Genomic DNA, 21,605 nt, shown 5'->3' with positions numbered 1-21,605 from the left:
GCGTCGTGCGTTCAGTCGGCGAGCCGGGCCAGTTCCTCGTCGACGATCGACGGGTCGAGCTTGCGGAACACCGGCTTCGGCGCGGCCAGTGGGCGACCCGCCTCGATCGACACCGACTCCCAGCGCGCGCCGACGGTGTAGTCCCCGGTGAGCACCGGGTACGCCGGGCCGCCGTCCAGGTCGTCGACCTGCTCGATCACCGGCATCGGCGCGTGCACACCGGTGCCCCCGAGCAGCTCGTGCACCTGCTGCGCGGAGTGCGGCAGGAACGGGGTGAGCAGCGTGTTGGCATCGCTGATCACCTGAAGGGCGACGTGCAGGACGGTGCCCATCCGGGGCTTGTCCGCCTCGTCCTTGAGCTTCCAGGGCGCCTGCTCGGAGAGGTACCTGTTGGCCTCGGCGACCACCTTCATGGCCTCACCGATCGCCTGCTTCTGCCGGTGCCGGCCGATCAGGTCGCCGACAGTGGTGAACCCGCTCCGGGCGACGGCGAGCAGCGCCTCGTCGGCCTCGGTGAGCCCGGCCGGGTCGACCGGCGGGATCGCCCCGAAGTTCTTCGCGGCCATCGAGACGCACCGGTTGACCAGGTTGCCCCAACCGGCGACCAACTCGTCGTTGTTGCGGCGCAGGAACTCGGCCCAGGTGAAGTCGGTGTCGTTGCTCTCCGGGCCGGCGGCGGCGATGAAGTAGCGCAGCGCGTCGGCGTCGTAGCGCTCCAGGAAGTCGCGAACGTAGATGACCACCTTGCGGGACGAGGAGAACTTGCGCCCCTCCATGGTCAGGTACTCGCTCGAGACCACCTCGGTGGGCAGGTTGAGCCGACCCAGCTCGCCCGGCTCACCGTCGCGGGAGCCCTCGCCGGAGTAGCCGGAGAGCAGCGCCGGCCAGATCACCGAGTGGAAGACGATGTTGTCCTTGCCCATGAAGTAGTAGGACTGGGCGTCCTTCCCCGCGCCGTCGGCGGACCAGTACTTGCGCCACGCGTCCGGGTCGCCGGAACGACGGGCCCACTCGATCGAGGCGGACAGGTAGCCGATCACGGCGTCGAACCACACGTAGATCCGCTTGTCCGACCTGTCGCGCCAGCCGTCGAGCGGGATCGGTACGCCCCACTCCAGGTCACGGGTGATCGCCCGGGGCTGGAGGTCGTCGAGCAGGTTGCGGGAGAACCGCAGCACGTTGGGCCGCCACCCCTCACGGGTGTCCAGCCACTGCCGCAGCACCTCGGCCAGGGCCGGCAGGTCCAGGAAGAAGTGCTCGGTCTCGACGAACTTCGGAGTCTCCCCGTTGATCCGCGACTTCGGGTTGATCAGGTCGATCGGGTCGAGCTGGTTGCCGCAGTTGTCGCACTGGTCGCCGCGGGCGCTGTCGTACCCGCAGATCGGGCAGGTGCCCTCGATGTAGCGGTCGGGAAGAGTGCGCCCGGTGGACGGGGAGATCGCGCCCATGGTGGTCTTCGGCACGATGTAGCCGTTGCGGTACATCCCCTCGAACAACTCCTGCACCACCGCGTAGTGGTTGCGGGTGGTGGTGCGGGTGAACAGGTCGTAGGAGAGACCGAGGCCGTGCAGGTCCTCGACGATCACCCTGTTGTACCGGTCGGCCAGCTCGCGCGGGGTCACCCCGTCGGCGTCGGCCTGCACCTGGATCGGGGTGCCGTGCTCGTCGGTGCCGGAGACCATGAGCACGTCGTGGCCGGCCATCCGCATGTACCGGGCGAAGACGTCGGAGGGAACGCCGAAACCGGAGACGTGGCCGATGTGGCGGGGGCCGTTGGCGTACGGCCAGGCCACTGCCGCGAGAACGTGACTCATGAGCAGTGAGCCTAGTGACCCGTCCGGGGCGTTCGCGAACCAATGGGGGGTGACCGACCGCCGGACCGGACCGACCACCTCGCCCGTTGGTCCGATTTGTCGCCGACACGCGGCTCAGCTGCCCGTTTCACCTCCTGGCGCGGTGTGCAATGAACGTCGTGACGGGCAGAGGAGCGGCGCGGGACCACGAGGACCGTCCCACCGGGTCGGCGGTCGGCGACGACCCGGGGCCCGAGCCCGCCGCGTCCCGGGTCGCCGGGGTCGCGCCGCAGCCCCGGTTCGTGCCCAGCGCCGACCCGGGTGCACAGCGGCCCACCCCGGCGGGGAGGTCCGCCGCCCCGGCCCGCCCCGCGCCGGCGGCGCCGTCACCCACACCGACTCGTCCGACCCCGGGGGCACCCGTACCCAGCCCGGTCCGGCCCGGCTCGTCGGGCCCGCCGGCCGGCTCGGCACCGGCCGGCGCGGAGCCCGTCGAGGTGGAGCCGACGACCGGCGCGCCGGTGGACGCGGTGCCGCGTCGGGTGCCGGTCCGACAGCAGGGCCGCCGGCAGCGCGACAGTGGGCCCGACGGCGACCCGCCGGACGACGACGGCGCTTTCTGGGCACCGATCGAGCAGGTGCACTGGGACGGCACCCCGGTCCGTAAGGACGCGGCACCCGCGCGGCTTCGCGGCTTCCGGCTGGCGCGGCGCCGGGCACCAAGCCGCACACCCCCGCCGCCGGATCCGCTGCCCGGGCTCGCCGCGCTGGTGGTGCTGAGCCTGGTCGCGGCCTTCTTCGCCTGGGTCAGCGCCGGCCCGTTCTGGCTCGCGGTCGGGCACGCCCGGACGGGCACCGTGGTGATCGACGACTGCTCCGGCGGCGGACTCACCCTGCGGTGCCGGGGGATCTTCACGGCCGAGGACGGTCGGTTCATCGCCCATGGTGTCCGGGTCAGCGGCGTGCCCGTAGAGGGGAGCCCGGCCGGCACCGCGCTGCCGGCGCGGATGACCGGCCCGGACAGCGGTACCGCGTACGCGGACGTCGGCGTGGGCCGGCACCTGCGGTGGCTGCCCGGTCTGCTGGTGGTGCTGGCCTGCAGCGCCGGCATCGTCCGGTGGACCGGGTCGGCCCGGCTGCCCGGTCGCCGGCACCGCCGCTGGGCAGTGGCCGCCGCCATCGCCGGCCCCGCGCTGATCACCGTCGGCTTCCTGGCCGCCGCGTGGTGAACCCGCCGTCCGGCGGACCGGACCACAGCGGTCAGCTGTGCACGATCGTGTAGACGTCCCGGCGGCGCAGCGCGTACTCGGTGGCGACGTCGGTGATGGCGTCCCGGCGGGACCGGCCGGCGGCCTCCCGCTCGGCGACGGCGGCGCGCAGGGTGTCGTCGTCGGGGCGTTCGGCAGCGGTCACCGGGGCTCCGGCCACCACCAGGGTGATCTCTCCGCGCGGGTCCCCCTCGGTGGCCCACCGGGCCAGCTCGCCGAGGGGGCGGCGGAGCACCTCCTCGTAGGTCTTCGTGAGTTCGCGGCAGAGCGCGGCCGGCCGGTCCGCCCCGAACGTGTCGGCCAGGTCGGTGAGCGTCGCCCCGATCCGGTGCGGGGCCTCGAAGAAGACCAGGGTGCGTTCCTCGGCTGCGAGGGCGCGCAGCCGGGATCGGCGGCCGCCGGGGGTACGGGGCAGGAAGCCCTCGAAGCAGAACCGGTCGCAGGGCAGCCCGGAGACGGCCAGCGCGGTGGTGACCGCGCTGGGCCCGGGGGCGACGGTGACCGGCGCCCCGACATCCAACGTGGCACGGACCAGCCGGTAGCCGGGGTCGGAGACGCTGGGCATCCCGCCGTCGGTGACCAGCGCCACCACGTACCCGCCGAGGATGGCCTCGACCAGTTCGGGGGTGCGCCGCTCCTCGTTGCCCTCGAAGTAGGAGACGATTCGACCGCCGACGGTGAGGTCGAGATCGCGGGCCAGCCGGGTGAGCCGGCGGGTGTCCTCGGCGGCGACCACGTCGGCGCTGATCAGCACCTCCCGGAGTCGGGCCGAGGCGTCGGCGGGGTTGCCGAGCGGAGCACCGAGCAGAATCAGGCGCCCAACTTCGGACATTTCACCCACGGATTCGTCTCCATTCATTGCTGGGAATACCGGTATCAGGGACGACGGACGCCACCGGACACCTTGGCAGCCTACGATCGCCGGGTGACGAGTGCGTCGACAGCGCAGAGCCCGAGCGCCGATCCGGACAAGATGATCCCGGCGACGGGCGAGCCCGGTGCCACCCAGGAGCCGACGGCACCGAGCGCCGAGGGCGGTGGGGTGGCCGCTGTGGTCCGGCGACGGTTCGCCACCGTCGACACCCAGGTGGACCGGTTCTCCTGGCTGGCCACGGCAGTGGTGGTGGCCATCGCGGCGATCGTGCGCTTCGTCGGGCTGTCCAGCCCGAAGGGCAAGATCTTCGACGAGACGTACTACGCCAAGGACGCCTACGGGCTGATCTCGCGTGGCGTGGAGTGGAACTACAAGGACAACGTCCCGTCGTACGTGGTGCACCCGCCGCTGGGCAAGTGGTTGATCGGCGTCGGCGAGTGGGCGTTCGGCTATCAGGACGCCGATTCCAAGGTCTCCGTCCCCGGGCACCTGATGACCACCGCGCCGGAGTTCGGCTGGCGATTCTCTGCGGCGGTCATCGGCACGCTGTCGGTGCTGCTACTGGTCCGCATCGGTCGGCGGATGTTCCGCTCGACGGTGCTCGGCTGCGCGGCCGGCCTGCTGCTCGCCCTGGACGGCTTCCACCTGGTGCTGTCCCGCGCGGCCCTGCTCGACATCTTCCTGCTCTTCTTCGTGCTGGCGGCGTTCGGCGCGCTGGTGCTCGATCGGGACGCCCGCCGTCGACGCTGGGCCCGGGCCCTGGACGACGGGCTCGATCCGAGCCAGCCGGGCCGGGCCGGCCGCCCGCCGACCGGTTGGCGTACCTGGCCGTGGTGGCGGCTGGCGGCCGGGGTGCTGATCGGCTGCGCCTGTGCGGTGAAGTGGAGCGCCCTGTACTTCGTGCCGGCCTTCGCGCTGCTGGTGATCTTCTGGGAGGTCGGCGTCCGCCGCTCGGCGGGGGTCCGCCGGCCCTGGCGGGACACGCTCGTCGACGAGCTGCCCTGGCTGGTGCTCGCCGGCGTGCTCATGGTGGGCACCTACCTCGCCACCTGGTCGGGCTGGCTGCTCACCGACGACGGTTACTACCGGCTCGCGTCGTCCTACCCCGGCTCCCGGCTCAGCGACCGGCCGGTGATCGGTCCGCTGATCAACCTCTTCGAGTACCACCGCGCGGCGTACGGCTTCCACGCCCAGCTTGACGACGCGCACAAGTACCAGTCGTGGCCGTGGCAGTGGCTGCTGTTGGGCCGGCCGGTGGCGTTCCACTACGCCGGCGACGGCGTCTGCGGCGCGGCGAGCTGCGCCTCGGAGATTCTGCTGCTCGGCACCCCGCTGCTCTGGTGGTCGTTCCTGCCCGCTCTGGTGGCGCTGACCTGGCTGGGTGTGGCCCGTCGGGACTGGCGGGCCGGCGCGATCCTGCTCACCGTGGCCGCCGGGCTGCTGCCGTGGTTCTGGTTCGCCCTCGACGGCCGGACGATGTTCTCGTTCTACGCCGCGCCGGCGGTGCCGTTCCTGGTGCTGGCAGTGGTGTACGTGCTGGGCGCGCTGATCGCGCCCGCCGGGGGTGACGTGGGTACGGTGACGCCGCTGGTGCCCGGTGACCCGAGTTATGAGCGCCGACTGGTGGGCAGCATCGCGGCGGGGGCGTACGTGCTGTTGGTCGCGCTCTGTTTCGCGTACTTCTATCCGATCTTCGTGGGTCGGGTGATTCCCTACTCGGACTGGCTGTCCCGGATGTGGCTCGACGGTCGGTGGATATAAGCATCGACAGGCGACGCGCCGCACAGCGCGACGGAAGAAGGGCCCGCACGCCGAAGCGTGCGGGCCCTTCTTGACAAAGACGCGCGCCCCGATCGCCTGCCACGGGGGAAGCGGGCGATTGGGGCGCGCATGAAGAGCTTAACCACCGCGCACCACCGGCACAACGGGTCGACTTGGGTCAGATTTCCGACGGATGCTGGCCGAGCCGACACCTTCCCTCACACAGTTGACCGAGGGTGACCCGGCGTGGACCCTGAGCGCGGGCGTGGCCGGTCAGGGGCGATTGCCGACTTGGCCGGCGTCGTCGGTTCCGCACGCCTCCACCCAAACGATCATCCAAAGTGGATCTCACTACACTGCGGGTCGTGATCAACTTCAGACGATCGACGGCGGTCCTTCTCGGACTGTTGGCGACCACCGCGCTGACCGGGCCGGCGCAGGCCGACGAGGAGCCGGCGCCCGAGCCGCCCCGGGTCGAGCTGGTGCTCGACGTCAGCGGGTCGATGCGCGCCGCCGACATCGACGGACGCACCCGGATCTCGGTCGCCCAGCAGGCCTTCAACGACGTGGTGGACGCGCTGCCCGGGGAGACACAACTCGGCATCCGGGTGCTCGGCGCGACCTACCGCGGCAAGGACAAGAAGGTCGGTTGCCAGGACACCCAGCAGATCGTGCCGGTCGGGCCGGTGGACCGGTCCGCCGCCAAGGCGGCGGTGGCGACACTTCGCCCGACCGGGTTCACTCCGGTCGGGCTGGCGCTGCGCTCCGCCGCGCAGGACCTCGGCACCGGTGCCACCACCCGGCGGATCGTGCTGATCACCGACGGCGAGGACACCTGTGCTCCGCCGGACCCGTGCGAGGTGGCCCGGGAACTGGCCGCCCAGGGCACCAGCCTGGTCGTCGACACCCTCGGCCTGGCCCCCGACGAGAAGGTTCGCCGGCAACTTCTCTGCATCGCCAGCGCGACCGGCGGGACCTACACCGCCGCGCAGAGCGCCGAGGAGCTGACCGACCGGATCAAACAGCTCGTCGAGCGGGCCGGAGACACGCACACCCGGGCCCCGACCGTGGTCGGCGGCACGAGCGCGTGCGACTCGGCGCCACTGCTCGCCCCCGGCGTCTACGCCGACCGGGAGGCGTTCTCCGAGCATCGCTACTACCGGGTGCCGATCCGCCCCGGGCAGGAGCTGCGGGCTTCGGTGAGCATGGCGTTGGACCGGGCCGTCAACCGCGACTACGGGGTGCTGCTGCGGGCCACCGCGGCCGACGGCCGGGAACTCGTCCGCGGCGCTGACGCCGGCAGCGGGCGGGCCGACGTGCTCTCCGCCGGGCTGCGCTGGTCAGCCACCGCCGACGACGAGGATGCCGCCGAGACCGAGCAGAGCTCCGCGCCGGTCATCGAACCCACCACCGTCTGCCTGGTGGTCAGCAACTCGTTCGCCCCGCGTCCCGGCACCGCGGCCACCCCGGGCATGCCGGTGGAGTTGACCATCGACGTGGTCGCCGCCGCGCCCGCACCGGACGGACCGGACCTCGGCCGGGGCTGGGCGCTGCTCGCACTGCTCACCATCGCCGGGCTGATCACCGGCCTGCTCGCCGGTCTGCTCACCCGCTGGTGGGTCGCCACCTGGAGGGAGAACTGATGCGTACCGCACTGTTCCGGTCGACGGCGGCGCTGCTCGCCGCCGGCGTGGCCGCTCTGCTCCCCGCTGCGGCCGCCGCCGCACCGACCCCCTCCCCGGGTGCCACGCCGGTGAACCGTGCCGGCACGTCGTTCCTCACCGCCACCCCGATCACCGCCGGGCAACCGGTGCGGGTGGACGCCTCGATCGGCGACCACCTCTACTGGTCGTTCCCGGCGACGGCCGGCCAGGTGCACGAGATCAACGCCACCGTCACCTTCCCGAAGGGACGCAGCGGCGCCTCCACCTGGACGGTGGACGTCTTCGACGGGCTGCGCCGACGCCAGGCGTGCACGGCGGGGGCCCAGACCCCGACCGTCGACGCGAAGGCGTCGAACGTGGTGCTGGGCTGCACGCTGCGCGAGGTGCGGTCGTGGGCGGAGCCCTGGTCGGCCGACCCACTGCCCGGCACCTACGTCGTGAGACTCTCCGTGATCGAGCTGCCGGAGCCGGATCTGGGTGCGCCGATCGACGTCGACCTGCTGGTCGGCACCATCGCCGACCGGGGCGCCTCGACTGACGACGGCGAGTTGGCCGCCCCGCTGGTGCCGAACACCAAGGCCGGCACGGTGCTCAACGCCGTACCTCCGGTGGACGCGGAGGCCGACGACGAGAGCGGCTCGCTGGCGGACTGGTTGCCGGATCTCGGCTCGCGCTGGGTATGGACCGGCATCGGCGGCGCGCTCGCCGCGGTGGCCGGCGTGTTCGGCTTCGCGATGACCCGACGCCCTCGACGTCGCTGAAACGCCACCTCTGGTGGCCCCGCCCAGCGGCGGGGCCACCAGAGACTCAGCTACGCCGCGAGCCGCGCGGCAACCAGCCGATGAACCTATCCTGGAGCGACATCACCGGGGCTGCGCGCAGATCCTCGGTGGCGGCGGCGAGGCAGGAGCCAAGATAGACGCTGAGCATTGCGCGGTCACCCCCGTACTCCGCCAGCAGCCGGGTGCGCTTCGTCGCGCACGGCCACTCGTCACCACAGGAGCCGCAGCTCCAGCAGGGGGTTTTCGGGGCGTGTTCGTCAGCCCGCACCCCCGGCCGTTCCAGGCCATCGGTCATCGCACGTCCTTCCAGATGTCCACGGGACTGGCGGCTGCCGTGCCGGCCAGCATTGATGGTGGTCCCCCCGGAGCCATCAGGGAGAGCGCTGCGCGTCCCTCCGGTGTTACATCTTTGCGGTACCTTCGGCGGTCGTGGGAGTCGGAAATTTGACGGTTAACTCGATGCGTCATTCCTACCGACCAGTAGGTCACCGGAATGCGTGACCTGCTGCCATCGACGGTCGCCGTCGCCGTCGCCGGGCCCGAGGACTGGACGGGCGAATTGCTCCCCGCTGAGCAGGCATGTCTCGGTGAGCAGGCGGTGCAGACCCGTCGGCGGGACTTCGCCGCGGGAAGGATTTGCGCCCGCAGGGCATTGCGCGACCTGGGCCTGCCGACGACCGCAGTGCCGGCCGCCGCCGACCGCGCGCCGGTCTGGCCGGCCGGGGTGGTCGGCAGCATCACCCACACCGCCGGCTACTGCGCCGCAGCGGCGGCGCACACCACCGACATCCGGTCCGTCGGGATGGATGCCGAGCAGCACCGCGAGGTCAATCCGGGAGTACGCAGACTCGTGCTGCTGCCCGAGGAGGAGGCCGCCTGCGCACGGCTGCCCAGCGGCACCTACTGGCCGGTCGTGCTGTTCAGTGCGAAGGAGACCGTCTACAAGGTGTGGCATCCGATCGTCCACGGCTGGTTGGACTTCCACGACGCCCTACTCGACATCGACCCCGATGCCGGCACGTTCACTGCCCGGATCGCACCGGCCCGGGTGGACGCGGCGGGGGTCGACAACCCGCCGACATCGATCAGCGGCCGCTTCGTGATCGCCGACGGTCTGGTCCGCACCGCCGCCGCACTTCCGGCACGTTGACCTCGTCTGGTTACTCATAGCGATGAATGGAATACCGATCCACATTGGCGTTCGGTGACCGACTGAACACCGTCCACGCTGGCCAGAGCGACTTCGTATCCTCGCGATGGAAAGCCCTCCAGCGTGGCCACTGAGCGTTCCGCCACCCACGGTAACGTCGAAGAGTTCCCCGCACCGCACGTACCGAAGCGTCAAGGAGTACGGTGACCCACCCCCAGCCCCGCGTCAGGCCGCACGACCCCCGACAGCCGAACCCGCAGTCGCCGACCCGCTCGTTCGCGGCGACACCGCAGCCGCCGTTCTCGGGGGCTGCGTACCCGGCGGCGGGCGGGCACCCGGGCGATGGCGGCGGATATCGGGCACCCGGTGGCTCCGGCTACCCGATCATCGCACCACCACCGGCGCAGACCGACCGCGCCAAGAAGTCCGTCGTTGTCGTTGCGGTCACCGCGGCCGTACTCACCCTGCTCACCTGCGCCGGCGGCATCGTGGCGGTCGTCATCGGCGCCAAAGGCACCTCGACCACTGTGAGCGAGGCACAGGCCACCCCACCGACCCCGCCGCCGGCGAACGGCGACACCCGCGACCTGTCGCCGGGCGACACCCTGGTCGTCAACAACGAGGCCGGCACCGTCGAGATCACCGTGACGAAGTTCAGCAGCGCCACCAAACCCTGCAAGGCCCACGGGCTGAAGCCCGGCGAGGGCATGTACGTGATCGCCGACGTGACGGTTGCTGTCACCAAGGGCACCGTGTCGACGAACCCGCTCTACTTCCAGTGGGTCGCCGCCGACGGCACCAAGACCACAGCGATCGGTGGAGCCTTCTCCGGCTGCGGCAAACCGATGCCGGCCGTCGACGACCTGACCGCCGGCACCAGACGCACCGGCAGCGTCGTGTTCGACGTGCACGACACCTCGGGCGCGTTGGAATACCAGGACCAGTTCCAGACCGCCGGTTCCTGGAAGCCGTGACGCGCTGACGCGACGTGGGGCCGACCCGTCCGGGCCGGCCCCACGCGGTGGGAGAGTCGGTGGGTCAGCAGCCCGTCCAGCGCACCGGAGTCACCCGGTCGGCGAGGACGTTGCGGAACCCGACGATGGTGCCCGAGTCGGAGATGGACCGCGCCCCGACGGCCACCCCTTCGCCGCCGCCCGGCAGGACCCGGGAGGTGGAGCCCCTGGCAACGCGGTCACCACCCACCACGACGCCCTTGGCGTTGATGCCGGTCAGTGCCGGCATCTCCTGGTCGAGCAACGTGTGCGAGCCGTTGCGGAGGTCCCACCGCACCCTGGTCGAGGTGCTGCCGCCGAGCCATGCCTGGCCGATCGCCCAGCGGCCCGCCGCCGCGCCGGCCGTGCTCCACTCGGCACCCGGGAACGTGAGCGCGTCGATCCGGCCGTTCGGCCGGCGGACCCAGCTGCTCCAGTCTCCGAAGGGCCCGGCGCTGCCGACGATGGTCCCGTTGTCAGTGATCCCACCAGCCTGGGCGTCGACGGGGGCGTCGAGCACCTCGACCGTGCCCGGACGGGCGGCAGGCCAGCGCAGCGCGACCAGTTCCCCGGGGACGATGTCGGAGCCGTAGCCGACGATGTCGCCGGCATCGTTGATGGCGCTGACGAAGATGCCGGTGGACGGCAGCACCGGCAACTGCTCGAGCTTGCCGGCGCGGTACCTCCACGGCTGCCCGTAGCCGGTCTCCGCCGATCCGTTGCCGATCACGACGCCGTCGGCGTTGATGTCGACGGGGGTGGCCGAACCCTCCGACTCCAGCTCGGTGACCCGCTGCCCGTCCCAGAACAGCAGCAGGTACTGGTTCTCGGTCTCACCGACCCGCAGCGCGGTGCCCGCGACGTAGCGACCCGTCGGGTCGACCGCGTTCGCGTCGGCGCGATAGGTGTCGGTCGGGTACGGCAGCGTACTGATCTTGCAGGTGCGGAGGGCGGCCCCGGCGGGCGCGGCGGTCGCGGTCGCGGAAACAGCGACGCCGAGTGAGGTGGCCAACAGACCGGTGGCGGTGGCTGCGAGCATCCGGCGTCGAGTGCTTCGGTTCATCCTTGCTCCCCGTGTGGGGCCCGGGTGCTCCCGGGCATTCGGTTGATACCCGGCTTCACAGGTGAGCTGGCTTCACGGTTGCGAACTGTCGGCCAAGGGACAGAAGTGGATCCGCCGGAGCTACCGCCCCCATGCCTCGGTGGCGGTGACGACCGGCCGGCCGGTGCGTACCGATTCTTCGATGGCGAGGCTGATCAGGTGGTCCTGGCAGGCTTCGGCAAGCGGGTACGGAGCCGGGCCCTCCTCCCGCGCCCATGCCCCCGCGCGGGCGACGATGTCGGCGACCGCGATGTCGTCGTCGGACAGTCCGCTGCCGACGAACGGATTGCGGTAGACCACGTCGCCGTCGAAGCTGATGTGCTTGAGGTCGAGCCCTTCCAGGTTGAGGTCGAGACCGGTCTGCCGCCGGGTCAGGAGCGACTCCACCGGTGTGCTCGGGTCGACCAGGCGGACCACCCGGTCGTCCACCAGCTCACCGAGCGAGCCCCGGACCACCAACCGGCGGGTCCGCAGCGGGTTCCACCACTGGTTGTCGGTGAAGTCGTACAGCCCCATCCGCCCGCCGAAGTCGATGGTCGCGAGGGTGGTGGAGAGCTGCTGCGGGGTGTCGTCGCCGCTCCAGCCGGCCGGCGAGAGTGGATTGGCCAGCGGCGCGACGAAGGCGCGCGCGCTCACCTCGGCGCTCTCATGACCGACGCCGAGCAGACCCCGGATCAGTGAGACCGCGTGGTACAGGTGGGTCGAGGAGATCTGGACCGAGGTCGGCTCACCGAGCACCCCGGCGCGGACCAACGCCAGCCGCGCCGCGTGCCCGGGCATCAGCAGATACTGCTCGGCGACCTGCACCAGGCCGCTGCCTCCGACGTCGGCCCAGAGCGAGCGCAGACCCGCCAGGTCGGGGGCGGGCGGCGTCTCGGCGAGCACCGGTACGCCGGCCGCCACCAACTCCCGGGTCGCCTCTGGTGTCACCGGCCACGGCACCGACACGATGACGAAGTCCGGCCGCTCGTGGGCGAGCAACTCCGCCGTCGTGCGGAAGGTCGGCACGCCCCAGTCGGCCGTCACGGCGGCTCCCCGCGATTCGGTACGCGTCACCACCCCGGTCACCCGGAACCGCTCGGGGAGCAACCGGGCCAGGCGAAGGAAGAACTCACCTCGCCAGCCGCTGCCGACGATGCCGAACCGGGTCTGGGCCACCGAAGTCATCTGGGCTCCTCACGTAGAGGTCCGGATGCTAACCGTTCTCCTTCGCTAGGTTGTGCTGATGACCACCGAGCCGCTGCGGGCCGTACCCGTGCTGGTGCCCGACGCGGGACCGCCCCTGGACTACTACCTGGTCCTATCTCGACTCGACGACCGCAGCCCGGCCACCACTGTGGAAGGGATCGTCGTCGAGGAGTTCGCTCGCCACCACGACTACACGACGACCGGGCTGGACAGCGCCGGCTGGACGCCGGAGGCCGGCTGGTGGAGTTCCGCCACATTGAGCCGCGGCATGCGCGCCGACCCCGAGGTGCTGGGGCGGGTGCTCCCCACCTCCCGCCGGGAGGCCGAGGACGTCTACCGCGCGCTCGGTGGCGGGCAACTGCCGAACGAGCCGGTGCTTCGGACGCACTTCCTCGACCGTCAACCGATCGCCACCGCCCCGCCGCTGCGGCTCGGCCCGGCGCAGCCACCGGCCGGCTTCCACGAGCGACGGGTGTACCGGGTCCTCTTCGCCAAGGATCTCGGCGCCGAGCAGGTGGCGAGCCTCCGGACGGCCTGGCGGACACCAGCGGGCGGCACGGGCGCATCCGCCGCGACCGGTCGTCTCGACATGCACGGCGACCAGATCACCTGGGATCTGCGCCGCGTCGGGCACTCGCTCGCCTGGTGTCTCGACGTGACCGCACTACTGAGGACCGACGCCACCATGCTGCTCGGCTCGGCCCTGTCCGAGCTGACGAACGTCCTGCGCCAGCACGGCTTGATACCCGTGACGACCGAACGCTTCTCCTAGGGCATGGCACTGGCCACCGGACCACCCGACGAGACCGGAGGCTCGAGTGTCAGTCGATCTTGAGGCAACGCTGGCCCGGCCCATCTCGCTCGCCGAGATGGTGATCGCCACACGGGCCACCCTGGCCGAACTCCTCGGCCTGGACACGACACCCGAGCTGAGCCTGTTCACCGACCGACGTTACGAGCGGGGACGCCGCGTCACTTCCGGTCGCCGCCTCGACGCGGCGGAACTCCTGTCCACCACCATCGGCGACCGCATTGAACGCCAGCCCAACGGAATGCCAGGCTCGATCCACCTTGAGATCGACGTCTCGGGGTTCGAGGACGGTGCCTGGCTCCTGGTCATCGACCACGAGCCGGAGACCGGCTGTGTCCCAGAGGCCGTCTTCAGCCCTTACCGCACCTGCGTGAGTGTCGTGGTAGCGCTGGCCATGGCACTTGCCGTCGCCGACCGCACTGGCGGCCAGTTCACCGACGACCAGATCCAGCTCCTACAGCCGGGCCACACCCACCCGCGCCACATGATCACGGCGACTCGACTGCCACCTGAGCCGGGCGAGTTCACCCAGAGATGCGAGCGCTACCTTCGCCAGTTCGCGAATCTCGGCGGGTGGCCACGCGACGTGTCGATGGGGCGTACGTGATGGGCACGGCTTGTCACCCGGAAGATCGAAAAGGCCGTCTCCGACTTGCGGAAACGGCCTTTGACCTGGGGTGGAGCTGAGGGGATTTGAACCCCTGACCCCCTCGATGCGAACGAGGTGCGCTACCAGTCTGCGCCACAGCCCCCCGCCGGCGAACCGGCTTCGGTCCCACCCGGCTTACACCGGGCGGGCCGGCAGCAAGGCTAACAGGTCGTCGGCCTCCACCGCGAATCCGCCCCCGGCCAGGCGCGGCCGGGACCGCGTCAGGCGCCTCGGCCGGCCTCGTAGGGGCGGCCGCGCAGGCCGCCCGACCGCCGGTACGAGACCGATCCACCGTTGACCGCAGCCGGCAGGTCTCCCGGCCGGTCCAGGCCCATGGCGGCTCGGCGTACCCCTTCGCGCTGGGCGGCGAGGCGGCGCTGCGCCTCCCGGCGGGCTGCGGCCCGGCGGGCCTGCTCCCGGCGCACCTCGGCCTGCCGGGCGGCCAACCAGGCGGCCTCCCGGGCTCGGGCGCGGCGGCGGCGACGCCCGGCGAGAGCCTGACCCCGCAGGTGCACGACGTACAGGGCCAGGAGCAGGAAGGTGACCCCGAAGCCGACCCAGAAGCCGGGGCTGACGAACAGCACGCCGACCAGCTCGACGACGTTGAGGAGGAGCAGGGCGGCGAGCACCCGGCGACGCCGGTACACGGCGGGGGTGTGCTGTCGGCGCGGCGGCGGGCGGCGACGGGGCCGCTTCGGCGCGGCGGGCACGGCGCGCAGTCGACCGGAGCGGCGGCCGGCCGGTGGCGCGGAGACCGGCGCGCTCAACGCGCCGGTAGTCGCGTCTTCACTGAGGGTGACGATCAGTGAGCGCGGAGGATGGACGGGTCGCCGTCCCGGCACAGTGCGGCGCCGCCGACGGCGCTGGAGCACCCGCGCCGTCGACTGCGCCCGCTCCGCCACCAACCGCTCGGTGGCGTCGTACCGGCGAACCAACGCCGGGGCCAGGGCGAGCAGGCCGGCGGCGGCGAGGACGGCGAGGAGCACCGAGGTCGGCACCCTCACCCCTCCCGTCACCGAATTCGAAGCAACCGCCATCCGACCGCAGGATCTTCCATCGATCACGCCTGGGCGCGTGGATCGTCCGGCCGGGGAGCGCTTGCCGCAGCTTGCAGTTACTTGAGGTTACGGCGCACCGACCGGGATGCCACCGCGCCGCGCCGATCCCGTCCGTGGGACGAGTGGGCGGATGTCGGGAAATCCTCCTACCGCGCGTTGGCGCGAACCCGGTGCCAGCGGGCCAGCAGGCCACCCTCGGCGGCGATCTCCTCACTCGTCATCGCGTACCCGACGTGGTCCCGCCAGGCGCCGTCGATGTGCATGTAGCGCACGTGGTACGACTCTTCGCGGAAGCCCAACTTCTCCACGACCCGCCGGGACGGCCGGTTCTCCGGACGGATGTTCACCTCCACCCGGTGCAGCCCGCCCGGGCCGAACGCGTGGTCCACGGCGAGCGCCAGCGCCGTCGGGATCACGCCCCGGCCGGCGACCCGCGCGTCCACCCAGTAGCCGACGTACCCGGAGCAGAGGGCCCTCCGCACGATGCTGCCCACGTTGATGTGCCCGACCAGCCGGTCCCGGTCGGACTCACGCAGGCAGACCGCGAAGGGCATGCCCTCACCCTCGCGGGCCGAACGCCGCTGGTCACGGTGCACCCAGCGGAACGCTGCCGGCGAGTTCAACTCGTCCCAACCGCCGGGCAGTGACGACTCCCAGGGTGCCAGCCAGGCCCGGTTGGCCCGCCGCACCTCCGACCACGCCGCCGCGTCGGAGCGCCGGTAGGGCCGCAGCAGCACTGGGCCGTCGGCCAACTCCACCGGCCAGCCCGGTGCCCGCGCGGGTCCGAAGAGACTCACCCGCACAGTCTCCCGCGCGGGACCGTGTCGCGCACAAGTGGCCCCACCGCGTTCACCGCGAAGATCCGACGGTCATCCGACGCGGGCCGCGAGCGGACCGGCCGGGACGCGTCACCGGCGGCGGTCCAGCAGCAGGACGTCCACCGTGGAGCCGGCCGCGGCCGTGGTGACCCGCTCGCCGAGCACCAGCAGCCCGTTGGCCTCGGCCAACCCGGAGAGGGTGAACGGTCCGCCGCTGAGCGGCTGGACCGTGTACCCGCCGCCGCGTCGCTCGGCGACGTGCGCCGGCCGGAACTCGCGCAGCCCCGTCGGCGACGACACGGTCTCCAGCAGGTGTGCCCGCACACTGGGTCGGAACACCGGCTCGGCGCCGGCGAGCAGTTGGATGGCGGGGCGGGCCAGCACCTCGAAGCCGATCAGCGCGGCGCCCGGGTCGCCGGGCAGGCAGACCACCGGCACCTCCTCGGCGCCGACAGTGCCGAACCCGAGCGCGGTGCCGGGATAGAGCGCCACGTCGGTGAAGGTGACCGGCCCGGCGCGACCGCCCTCACGGCGGGAGAGGATCCGACGCACCATGTCTCCGGGGCCGGTGCCGGTGCCGCCGGTGGTGATGATCAGGTCGGCGCGCAGCGTCTGATCCTCCAACAGCCCGCGCAGCCCTTCCGGGTCGTCGTCGCAGATCCCCACCCGGTACGCCAGCGCGCCCACCTCGGCCGCCGCGGCGGTCAGCGCGTGCGAGTTCGCATCTACCACCTGACCGGGCTGACTGCCCCGGCCCACGTCGACGAGTTCGTCACCGGTGGCCACGATGACCACCCGTGGGCTGGGCCGGACCACCACATGCCCGATGCCGGTCGCCGCGAAGACGGCGACCAGGGCCGGGGACACGTAGGTGCCGGCCCGAGCGAGCAGGGTGCCGGCGGGCAGTTCCTCACCCGCTCGGCGTACCCCGTACCCCCGTTTGGGGGTGCGGAAGATCTCCACCGCGGCCATGCCCTGGTCGGTCCACTCCACCGGGACCACGACGTCGGCGGCGACCGGCAGCGGGGCCCCGGCGGCCACCGAGAAGCACGAGCCGGGGGTGAGCCGGACCGGCCGCCAGCTCGCGGCGCCGAGATCGCCGACCACGTTGAGCCGGATGGTGCGGCCGCCTGGCGTGCCGGAGGGGGCCGGGACGTAGCTCGGCCCCCGGCCCCCTCCGGAAATGTCCTCCCAGCGCGCGGCGTAGCCGTCCACGGCCGCCTGGTCGAAGGCCGGGAAGGCGTGCGGCGCGACGACGTCCTCGGCGAGGACGTTGCCGTGCGCCTGGGTGAGGTCGAGGTCGAGTGGCGGCAGCGCGCGCAACCTGCGCAGCACGCTGCCCAGGTAGTCGGCGAGCGGCGTCAACTCGTTCGCGGCCGCCTCGGCGTCGGCCGTCGCGGTCATGTACCAGATCCGCCTGCCGCGTCGGCCTTGACGAAGTCGGCCAGCCACGACCGGAACTCGGTGCCCAGGTCCTCGCGCTCGGCGGCGATCTGCACCACCGTCTGGAGGTAGCCCAGCGGCATGCCGGTGTCGTAGCGGGTGCCGCGGTAGACGATCGCGTGCACCGGGACGCCCTCGGTACGCAGCAGCTCCATCGCGTCGGTCAGCTGGATCTCGCCGCCGCTGCCCGGCTTGGTCCGCCGGATCGCGTCGAAGATCTTGCCCGGCAACACGTAGCGGCCGAGCACGGCGAGGTTGCTCGGGGCGTCCTCGGGCTGCGGCTTCTCCACCATCCCGGTCACCTTGACGACCTCGCCGATGTCGGTCAGCTCCGACTCGGCCGGCTCGACGGAGGCGATCCCGTACCGCTTGGTCTCGGACGGGTCGACCTCGAAGAAGGCGAGCACCACACCGCCGGTGCGGGCCTGCAACTCCAGCATGGCCGGCAGCAGCGGCTCCGACGGCTTGACGAACTCGTCGCCGAGCAGCACCGCGAAGGGCTGGTCGCCGACGTGCGACTCGGCGTACCCGATGGCGTGGCCGAGCCCGAGCTGTTCGGGCTGCCGCACTGTGTAGATCTCGGCCAGCTCGCTGGGCCGACGTACGGCAGCCAGCCGCTCGGAGTCACCCTTCTCCTCCAACCTGGTCTCCAGGTCCGGGCGACGGTCGAAGTGGTCCACCATCGACGTCTTACCCCGACCGGTGATCAGCAACACGTCACCGATGCCAGCCTGCGTGGCCTCCTCGACGATGTACTGCAACACCGGCCGATCCACCACCGGCAGCAGTTCCTTGGGCACCGCCTTGGTGGCCGGCAGGAACCGGGTAGCCAGTCCGGCGGCCGGGATGACGGCCTTGACCGCCAGGGGACGGCCGTTTGCGGCGACCGTCGATGAGGGGTTCGCTGAGTGCTCCGACATGCCGCGAGACTATCGGCCACGGCTCTGCCGCGGCGGGTGTGGCCCAGAAGACGCGCCGCCACCCGGCCCCGGCCGCGCCGCGTCCGGGCCGGCCCGCGCCGCGCCCGTCGCGCTGTCCGGCGTGTCGTCGACCGAATCCGGTCGGGCGTCCGCCGGACCCGCCAGCGATGATTCCGGTACGCCCGCCGCCGGGTCGGACCGGGCGGGCCCGCCCGGCTCCCGGCTGACCTGCACCGGCTGGCCGGCGCGCGGCAGCCCGTCGGGTGGGCTCACCGCACACGCGAGCACCGGAATCTCCCGGGTCGGCAGCTCCGAGCGCACCTCGGCGACCCGGTACGTGTCGCGGCCCGCCGCCTTGGCCGCGTAGAGCGCGTCGTCGGCGGCCTCCAGCACCTCCCGCCCGGTGCTGCCGTGGTCCGGGAAGACGGCGATGCCCACCGACACGGTCACCAGGACCGGCCCGGCGTACGCCTCGACGGCGATGGGCGTGTCGCGCACCGCCGCGCCGAGCCGCTCGGCCACGATCGCCGCGCCCCGCGCGTCGGTCTCCGGCAGCAGCAGCACGAACTCCTCACCACCCTGGCGGAAGGCCAGGTCGACCTCACGGATCTCTCCGCGCACCCGGCGGGCGAACTCGGCCAGGACGGTGTCCCCCGCGGCGTGCCCGTAGGTGTCGTTGACGTCCTTGAACCGGTCCAGGTCCAACGCGAGGACGCTGAGCATCCGCCCGAAGCGGCTGGCCCGTTCCACCTCCCGCCGGATCGACTCGCGCAGGTAGCGGTAGTTCCACAGCCCGGTGAGCGGGTCGGTGAGGGAGAGCCGCTGCGCCTCCTCGTGCACCCGGACGTTGTCCACCGCCACTGCCGCGTGGCCGGCGAAGGTGCGCAGGGTGGCCAGGTCGTCGTCGTCGAACTCGTCGGCGCCCAGCCGGTCGTAGAGGGCCAGTACGCCGAGCGCGGCCGCCGCGCCCGCCTCGTCGACCGGCCCCGAGGGCCCGCCGAGGGTGGCCGTGGCACCGCCGGCCGGGGCGGCGAACGGAACCGCGACGTAGGTGCGACAGCGTGGCTCACCCGTTGGCGCCCCGGTCGGCTCCGCCCTGCCCCGCTGCGGTTCCCCGGTGGCGGCGACCTCACCGACCACACCGACGCCGACCGGCACCCGGAGCGTCTGCGACCCGTCCGCCTCCTCGGCCGGCCAGCGCCCGTCCAACCCCTCGGTGCACTGCGCGACGAGCACCCCGCCGGTCTCCACCAGCAGCACGGCACCCGCCCGTGCGCCGGTGGCCCCGATGGCACTGCGCAGGATCACCCGCAGGATGCGTTGCAGGTCGTGCGTGCTGGCCAGGGTGTCGCCGAGCACCGCGAGGTGCCCGCGCAGCTGATCCCGGTTGCTGGTCAACGCCGCGACGTAGGAGCCGGTCTCCCGGGTCATCCGGTTGAAGGCGGCGGCCAACCGTCCCAACTCGTCGCGGCTGCGTACCGGCACCCGGGCGGTCAGGTCGCCCTGGGCCACCCGGTCGACCGCGCCGGCCAGTTCCGCCAGCGGCCGGGTGGTCAACCGGGCCAGCCGCCAGGCGGTCAGCACCGCGAGCAGCCCGGCCAGCACCACCACCCCGACCAGCGTGGCGTGCAGCCCCGGTGGCCGTTCACTGGGCACGGAGAGCACCAGTGGCAGTGGCTGCGCGTCGGAGGGCCCGAGCCTGCGCACATACCGGCCCTCGTTGGTCTCGGTGACCTGCTCGCCCCGTACGCCGACGGCGGCGGCCAGCACCGCGTCGCGGACGTCACGGGACTCGGTCGTGTGGGTGACCCGCGCGGCGCTCGCCCCGCTGTCGAGCAGGGTGACCGCCACCCCGGTCACCGCCGCCAGTCGGGCCACGAAGGCCGGGTCGAGCAGTTGTGCGGCGGTCACAGTGCCCAGCCGGGTGCCGGCACGATCGTGCAGGTCGACCTGGGCGGCCAACGCACGGACCGGGCCGGCCGAGCCCCCGTTCGTGCCCCCGTTCGTTTCTTCGGTCGAGCCGGCGCAGTCCTGCCACGGGGTCGACGGAGCACCGGGCGATATGTAGGTGATCTGGCCGGCCATGTCGGTGACCAGCACCGCGGCGGCCAGACCCCGGCCGACCAGTTGCGCGGCGGCGACGGCCGGATCGGCGGTGAGCGCCACCGCGTCGGCGGTGGCGCGTAGCTGCTGGCAGAGCGCGTCGACCGAGGTACGAACGGTGGACGCCGCCACCGCCAGGCGCTCGGTGGAGCGGCTGCGGTCGCCCGCCGCGACGGTGGAGGCGACGAAGAGCGCGCCGAGCAGGACCGGCCCGAGCACCACCACGAGGAAGGCTGCCGTCAACCGCCCGCGTAGCGTCACTCGGTCCCCCCGGAAGTTCCGCCTCCGTTGCTTGCGATGCTGACACAGTGCAACCGTGGGAGAGGCGTTGCGTCAGGAGTGTTGCGTGCCGGAATTTTCTGATGAAGCGGAAGTGACCCGGATGGCGAAGCGGGACACCCGCGTCGAGCTGCTCGCTCGCCGCCGGTCGCTGCCCGCCGAGACCCGGGCAGCCGCCGCCGGGCGCGTGCAGGCCGAGCTGGTCGCCCTGGTACGCCGGCTGCGCCCGCACCGGATGACGGCGTACGTGCCGGTCGGCTCCGAACCCGGCGGCGCCGACCTGCCCGAGGTGCTGCGGGCGGCGCTGCCGGCGGAAGCCGAGTTGCTGCTGCCGGTGCTCCTCGCCGACCTGGATCTGGACTGGGCGGCGTATACCGGGCCCGGTGCCTTGATCGCGGCGGGGCGGGGTATCCGAGAACCAGTGGGTGCCCGCCTCGGGGTGACCGCCGTGGCGCACGCGGAGCTGGTGGTCGTACCGGCTCTCGCTGTCGACGGCGACGGTCGGCGGCTCGGGCGCGGCGGCGGCTCGTACGATCGCGCACTCGCCCGGGTACCCGAGGCGACCCTGACGGTGGTGCCGTTGCACGACGGTGAGCTGGTCGAGGCGCTGCCGGCGGAGCCCCACGACCGCCGGGTGCGCGCGGTCGTCACTCCCGCCGACGGGGTGCGTACGCTTGACGGCGGCCCGGGTGCGGCGCACGGTGTCGCGCCCCACACGTCTGCTGGACGAACCCGGGCCGAATGACGCACCATTGGCACTCGAATACGTCGAGTGCCAACTGGCTGAGCCCAGATCCGGAGGAGAACGTGCCCACGTACCAGTACGCCTGCACCACGTGCGGTGAGCAGCTCGAGGCGGTGCAGTCCTTCTCTGACGAGCCGCTGACCGAGTGCCCGGCGTGTCAGGGGCGGCTGCGCAAGGTCTTCAACTCGGTCGGCATCGTCTTCAA

The 21,605-nt window shown here is 72.3% G+C and carries 19 protein-coding genes, 1 tRNA gene and 1 pseudogene; 10 read left to right on the top strand and 11 right to left on the bottom strand.

Features of this window, described 5'->3' with window-relative positions; translation table 11 throughout:
* Nucleotides 1–11 precede the first annotated feature (11 nt).
* Nucleotides 12–1,814, bottom strand: coding sequence for a methionine--tRNA ligase (metG, locus tag ABZ794_RS07255; RefSeq protein ID WP_210784787.1), 1,803 nt, complete (start codon nt 1,812–1,814; stop codon nt 12–14).
* 158 nt (nt 1,815–1,972) lie between these two features.
* Here metG and ABZ794_RS07250 point away from each other — a divergent pair, with 158 nt between their 5' ends.
* Nucleotides 1,973–3,022: a hypothetical protein gene (locus ABZ794_RS07250; protein WP_238690816.1), complete on the top strand. Its 1,050-nt coding sequence runs from the start codon at nt 1,973–1,975 to the stop codon at nt 3,020–3,022.
* Between the two features lie 31 nt (nt 3,023–3,053).
* Here the strand turns inward: ABZ794_RS07250 and rsmI are convergent, their stop codons facing one another.
* Complete coding sequence (rsmI, locus tag ABZ794_RS07245) at nt 3,054–3,902, bottom strand: 16S rRNA (cytidine(1402)-2'-O)-methyltransferase (protein ID WP_112581647.1); 849 nt, start codon at nt 3,900–3,902, stop codon at nt 3,054–3,056.
* Nucleotides 3,903–3,986: 84 nt separating this feature from the next.
* Here rsmI and ABZ794_RS07240 point away from each other — a divergent pair, with 84 nt between their 5' ends.
* The 3 genes from ABZ794_RS07240 (at nt 3,987) to ABZ794_RS07230 (ending at nt 8,121) form a co-directional block, all read left to right on the top strand.
* Complete coding sequence (locus ABZ794_RS07240; protein ID WP_210781859.1) at nt 3,987–5,696, top strand: phospholipid carrier-dependent glycosyltransferase; 1,710 nt, start codon at nt 3,987–3,989, stop codon at nt 5,694–5,696.
* A 365-nt stretch (nt 5,697–6,061) separates the two neighbouring features.
* Nucleotides 6,062–7,339, top strand: a complete 1,278-nt coding sequence (locus ABZ794_RS07235) for a VWA domain-containing protein (protein ID WP_238690813.1) — start codon at nt 6,062–6,064, stop codon at nt 7,337–7,339.
* Nucleotides 7,339–8,121 (top strand): peptidase, encoded by a 783-nt coding sequence (locus tag ABZ794_RS07230; RefSeq protein WP_357514626.1) that lies wholly within the window; start codon nt 7,339–7,341, stop codon nt 8,119–8,121. Before ABZ794_RS07235 ends, ABZ794_RS07230 begins: the two co-directional genes overlap by 1 nt.
* A 46-nt stretch (nt 8,122–8,167) precedes the next feature.
* Here the strand turns inward: ABZ794_RS07230 and ABZ794_RS07225 are convergent, their stop codons facing one another.
* Entirely contained in the window at nt 8,168–8,437 is a 270-nt protein-coding gene (locus tag ABZ794_RS07225; RefSeq protein WP_203122828.1) for a hypothetical protein, read from the bottom strand.
* A 198-nt stretch (nt 8,438–8,635) separates the two neighbouring features.
* Here ABZ794_RS07225 and ABZ794_RS07220 point away from each other — a divergent pair, with 198 nt between their 5' ends.
* A complete protein-coding gene (locus tag ABZ794_RS07220) occupies nt 8,636–9,292 on the top strand; it encodes a 4'-phosphopantetheinyl transferase superfamily protein (RefSeq protein ID WP_210781856.1) in 657 nt (218 codons plus the stop codon).
* Nucleotides 9,293–9,495: 203 nt separating this feature from the next.
* On the top strand, nt 9,496–10,266 hold the full coding sequence (locus ABZ794_RS07215; RefSeq protein ID WP_210781855.1) for a hypothetical protein: 771 nt from the start codon (nt 9,496–9,498) through the stop codon (nt 10,264–10,266).
* 64 nt (nt 10,267–10,330) lie between these two features.
* On the opposite strand, the gene ABZ794_RS07210 is transcribed toward ABZ794_RS07215, so the two are convergent.
* Nucleotides 10,331–11,347 (bottom strand): hypothetical protein, encoded by a 1,017-nt coding sequence (locus ABZ794_RS07210; protein WP_210781854.1) that lies wholly within the window; start codon nt 11,345–11,347, stop codon nt 10,331–10,333.
* A 120-nt stretch (nt 11,348–11,467) separates the two neighbouring features.
* Nucleotides 11,468–12,553: a Gfo/Idh/MocA family oxidoreductase gene (locus tag ABZ794_RS07205; protein WP_210781853.1), complete on the bottom strand. Its 1,086-nt coding sequence runs from the start codon at nt 12,551–12,553 to the stop codon at nt 11,468–11,470.
* Nucleotides 12,554–12,611: 58 nt separating this feature from the next.
* Between ABZ794_RS07205 and ABZ794_RS07200 the strand changes: the two genes are divergently transcribed.
* Complete coding sequence (locus ABZ794_RS07200) at nt 12,612–13,346, top strand: hypothetical protein (protein ID WP_210781852.1); 735 nt, start codon at nt 12,612–12,614, stop codon at nt 13,344–13,346.
* Between the two features lie 46 nt (nt 13,347–13,392).
* Nucleotides 13,393–13,992, top strand: coding sequence for a hypothetical protein (locus ABZ794_RS07195; protein WP_210781851.1), 600 nt, complete (start codon nt 13,393–13,395; stop codon nt 13,990–13,992).
* A gap of 71 nt (nt 13,993–14,063) precedes the next feature.
* Here the strand turns inward: ABZ794_RS07195 and ABZ794_RS07190 are convergent.
* The 6 genes from ABZ794_RS07190 to ABZ794_RS07165 form a co-directional block, all read right to left on the bottom strand.
* Nucleotides 14,064–14,137, bottom strand: a tRNA-Ala gene (locus ABZ794_RS07190).
* A 118-nt stretch (nt 14,138–14,255) separates the two neighbouring features.
* Nucleotides 14,256–15,038: a hypothetical protein gene (locus ABZ794_RS07185; protein ID WP_210781850.1), complete on the bottom strand. Its 783-nt coding sequence runs from the start codon at nt 15,036–15,038 to the stop codon at nt 14,256–14,258.
* Nucleotides 15,039–15,238: 200 nt separating this feature from the next.
* Entirely contained in the window at nt 15,239–15,889 is a 651-nt protein-coding gene (locus tag ABZ794_RS07180) for a GNAT family protein (protein ID WP_210781849.1), read from the bottom strand.
* 111 nt (nt 15,890–16,000) lie between these two features.
* Nucleotides 16,001–17,314 (bottom strand): gephyrin-like molybdotransferase Glp, encoded by a 1,314-nt coding sequence (glp, locus tag ABZ794_RS07175; RefSeq protein ID WP_091394702.1) that lies wholly within the window; start codon nt 17,312–17,314, stop codon nt 16,001–16,003.
* Entirely contained in the window at nt 17,311–18,273 is a 963-nt protein-coding gene (locus ABZ794_RS07170; RefSeq protein WP_124863014.1) for a UTP--glucose-1-phosphate uridylyltransferase, read from the bottom strand. The genes glp and ABZ794_RS07170 overlap by 4 nt, the downstream gene beginning before the upstream one ends.
* 9 nt (nt 18,274–18,282) lie before the next feature.
* Nucleotides 18,283–20,637 carry a diguanylate cyclase gene (locus ABZ794_RS07165; RefSeq protein ID WP_210781848.1) on the bottom strand — a complete coding sequence of 785 codons (2,355 nt, stop codon included), beginning with the start codon at nt 20,635–20,637 and terminating at the stop codon, nt 18,283–18,285.
* 85 nt (nt 20,638–20,722) lie between these two features.
* On the opposite strand from ABZ794_RS07165, the gene ABZ794_RS07160 reads away from it, so the two are divergent.
* Together ABZ794_RS07160 and ABZ794_RS07155 are read left to right on the top strand one after the other, a co-directional pair.
* Nucleotides 20,723–21,400, top strand: coding sequence for a 5-formyltetrahydrofolate cyclo-ligase (locus ABZ794_RS07160; protein ID WP_210781847.1), 678 nt, complete (start codon nt 20,723–20,725; stop codon nt 21,398–21,400).
* Nucleotides 21,397–21,603 (top strand): annotated as a pseudogene (locus tag ABZ794_RS07155) (FmdB family zinc ribbon protein); the annotation flags it as partial. The gene ABZ794_RS07160 and the pseudogene ABZ794_RS07155, both read left to right, overlap by 4 nt.
* Nucleotides 21,604–21,605 lie beyond the last annotated feature (2 nt).

It is taken from the genome of Micromonospora sp. NPDC047187, from assembly GCF_040643355.1.
Classification (GTDB): Bacteria; Actinomycetota; Actinomycetes; order Mycobacteriales; family Micromonosporaceae; genus Micromonospora; species Micromonospora salmantinae.
This window is presented reverse-complemented; position numbering and strand designations above follow the sequence as displayed.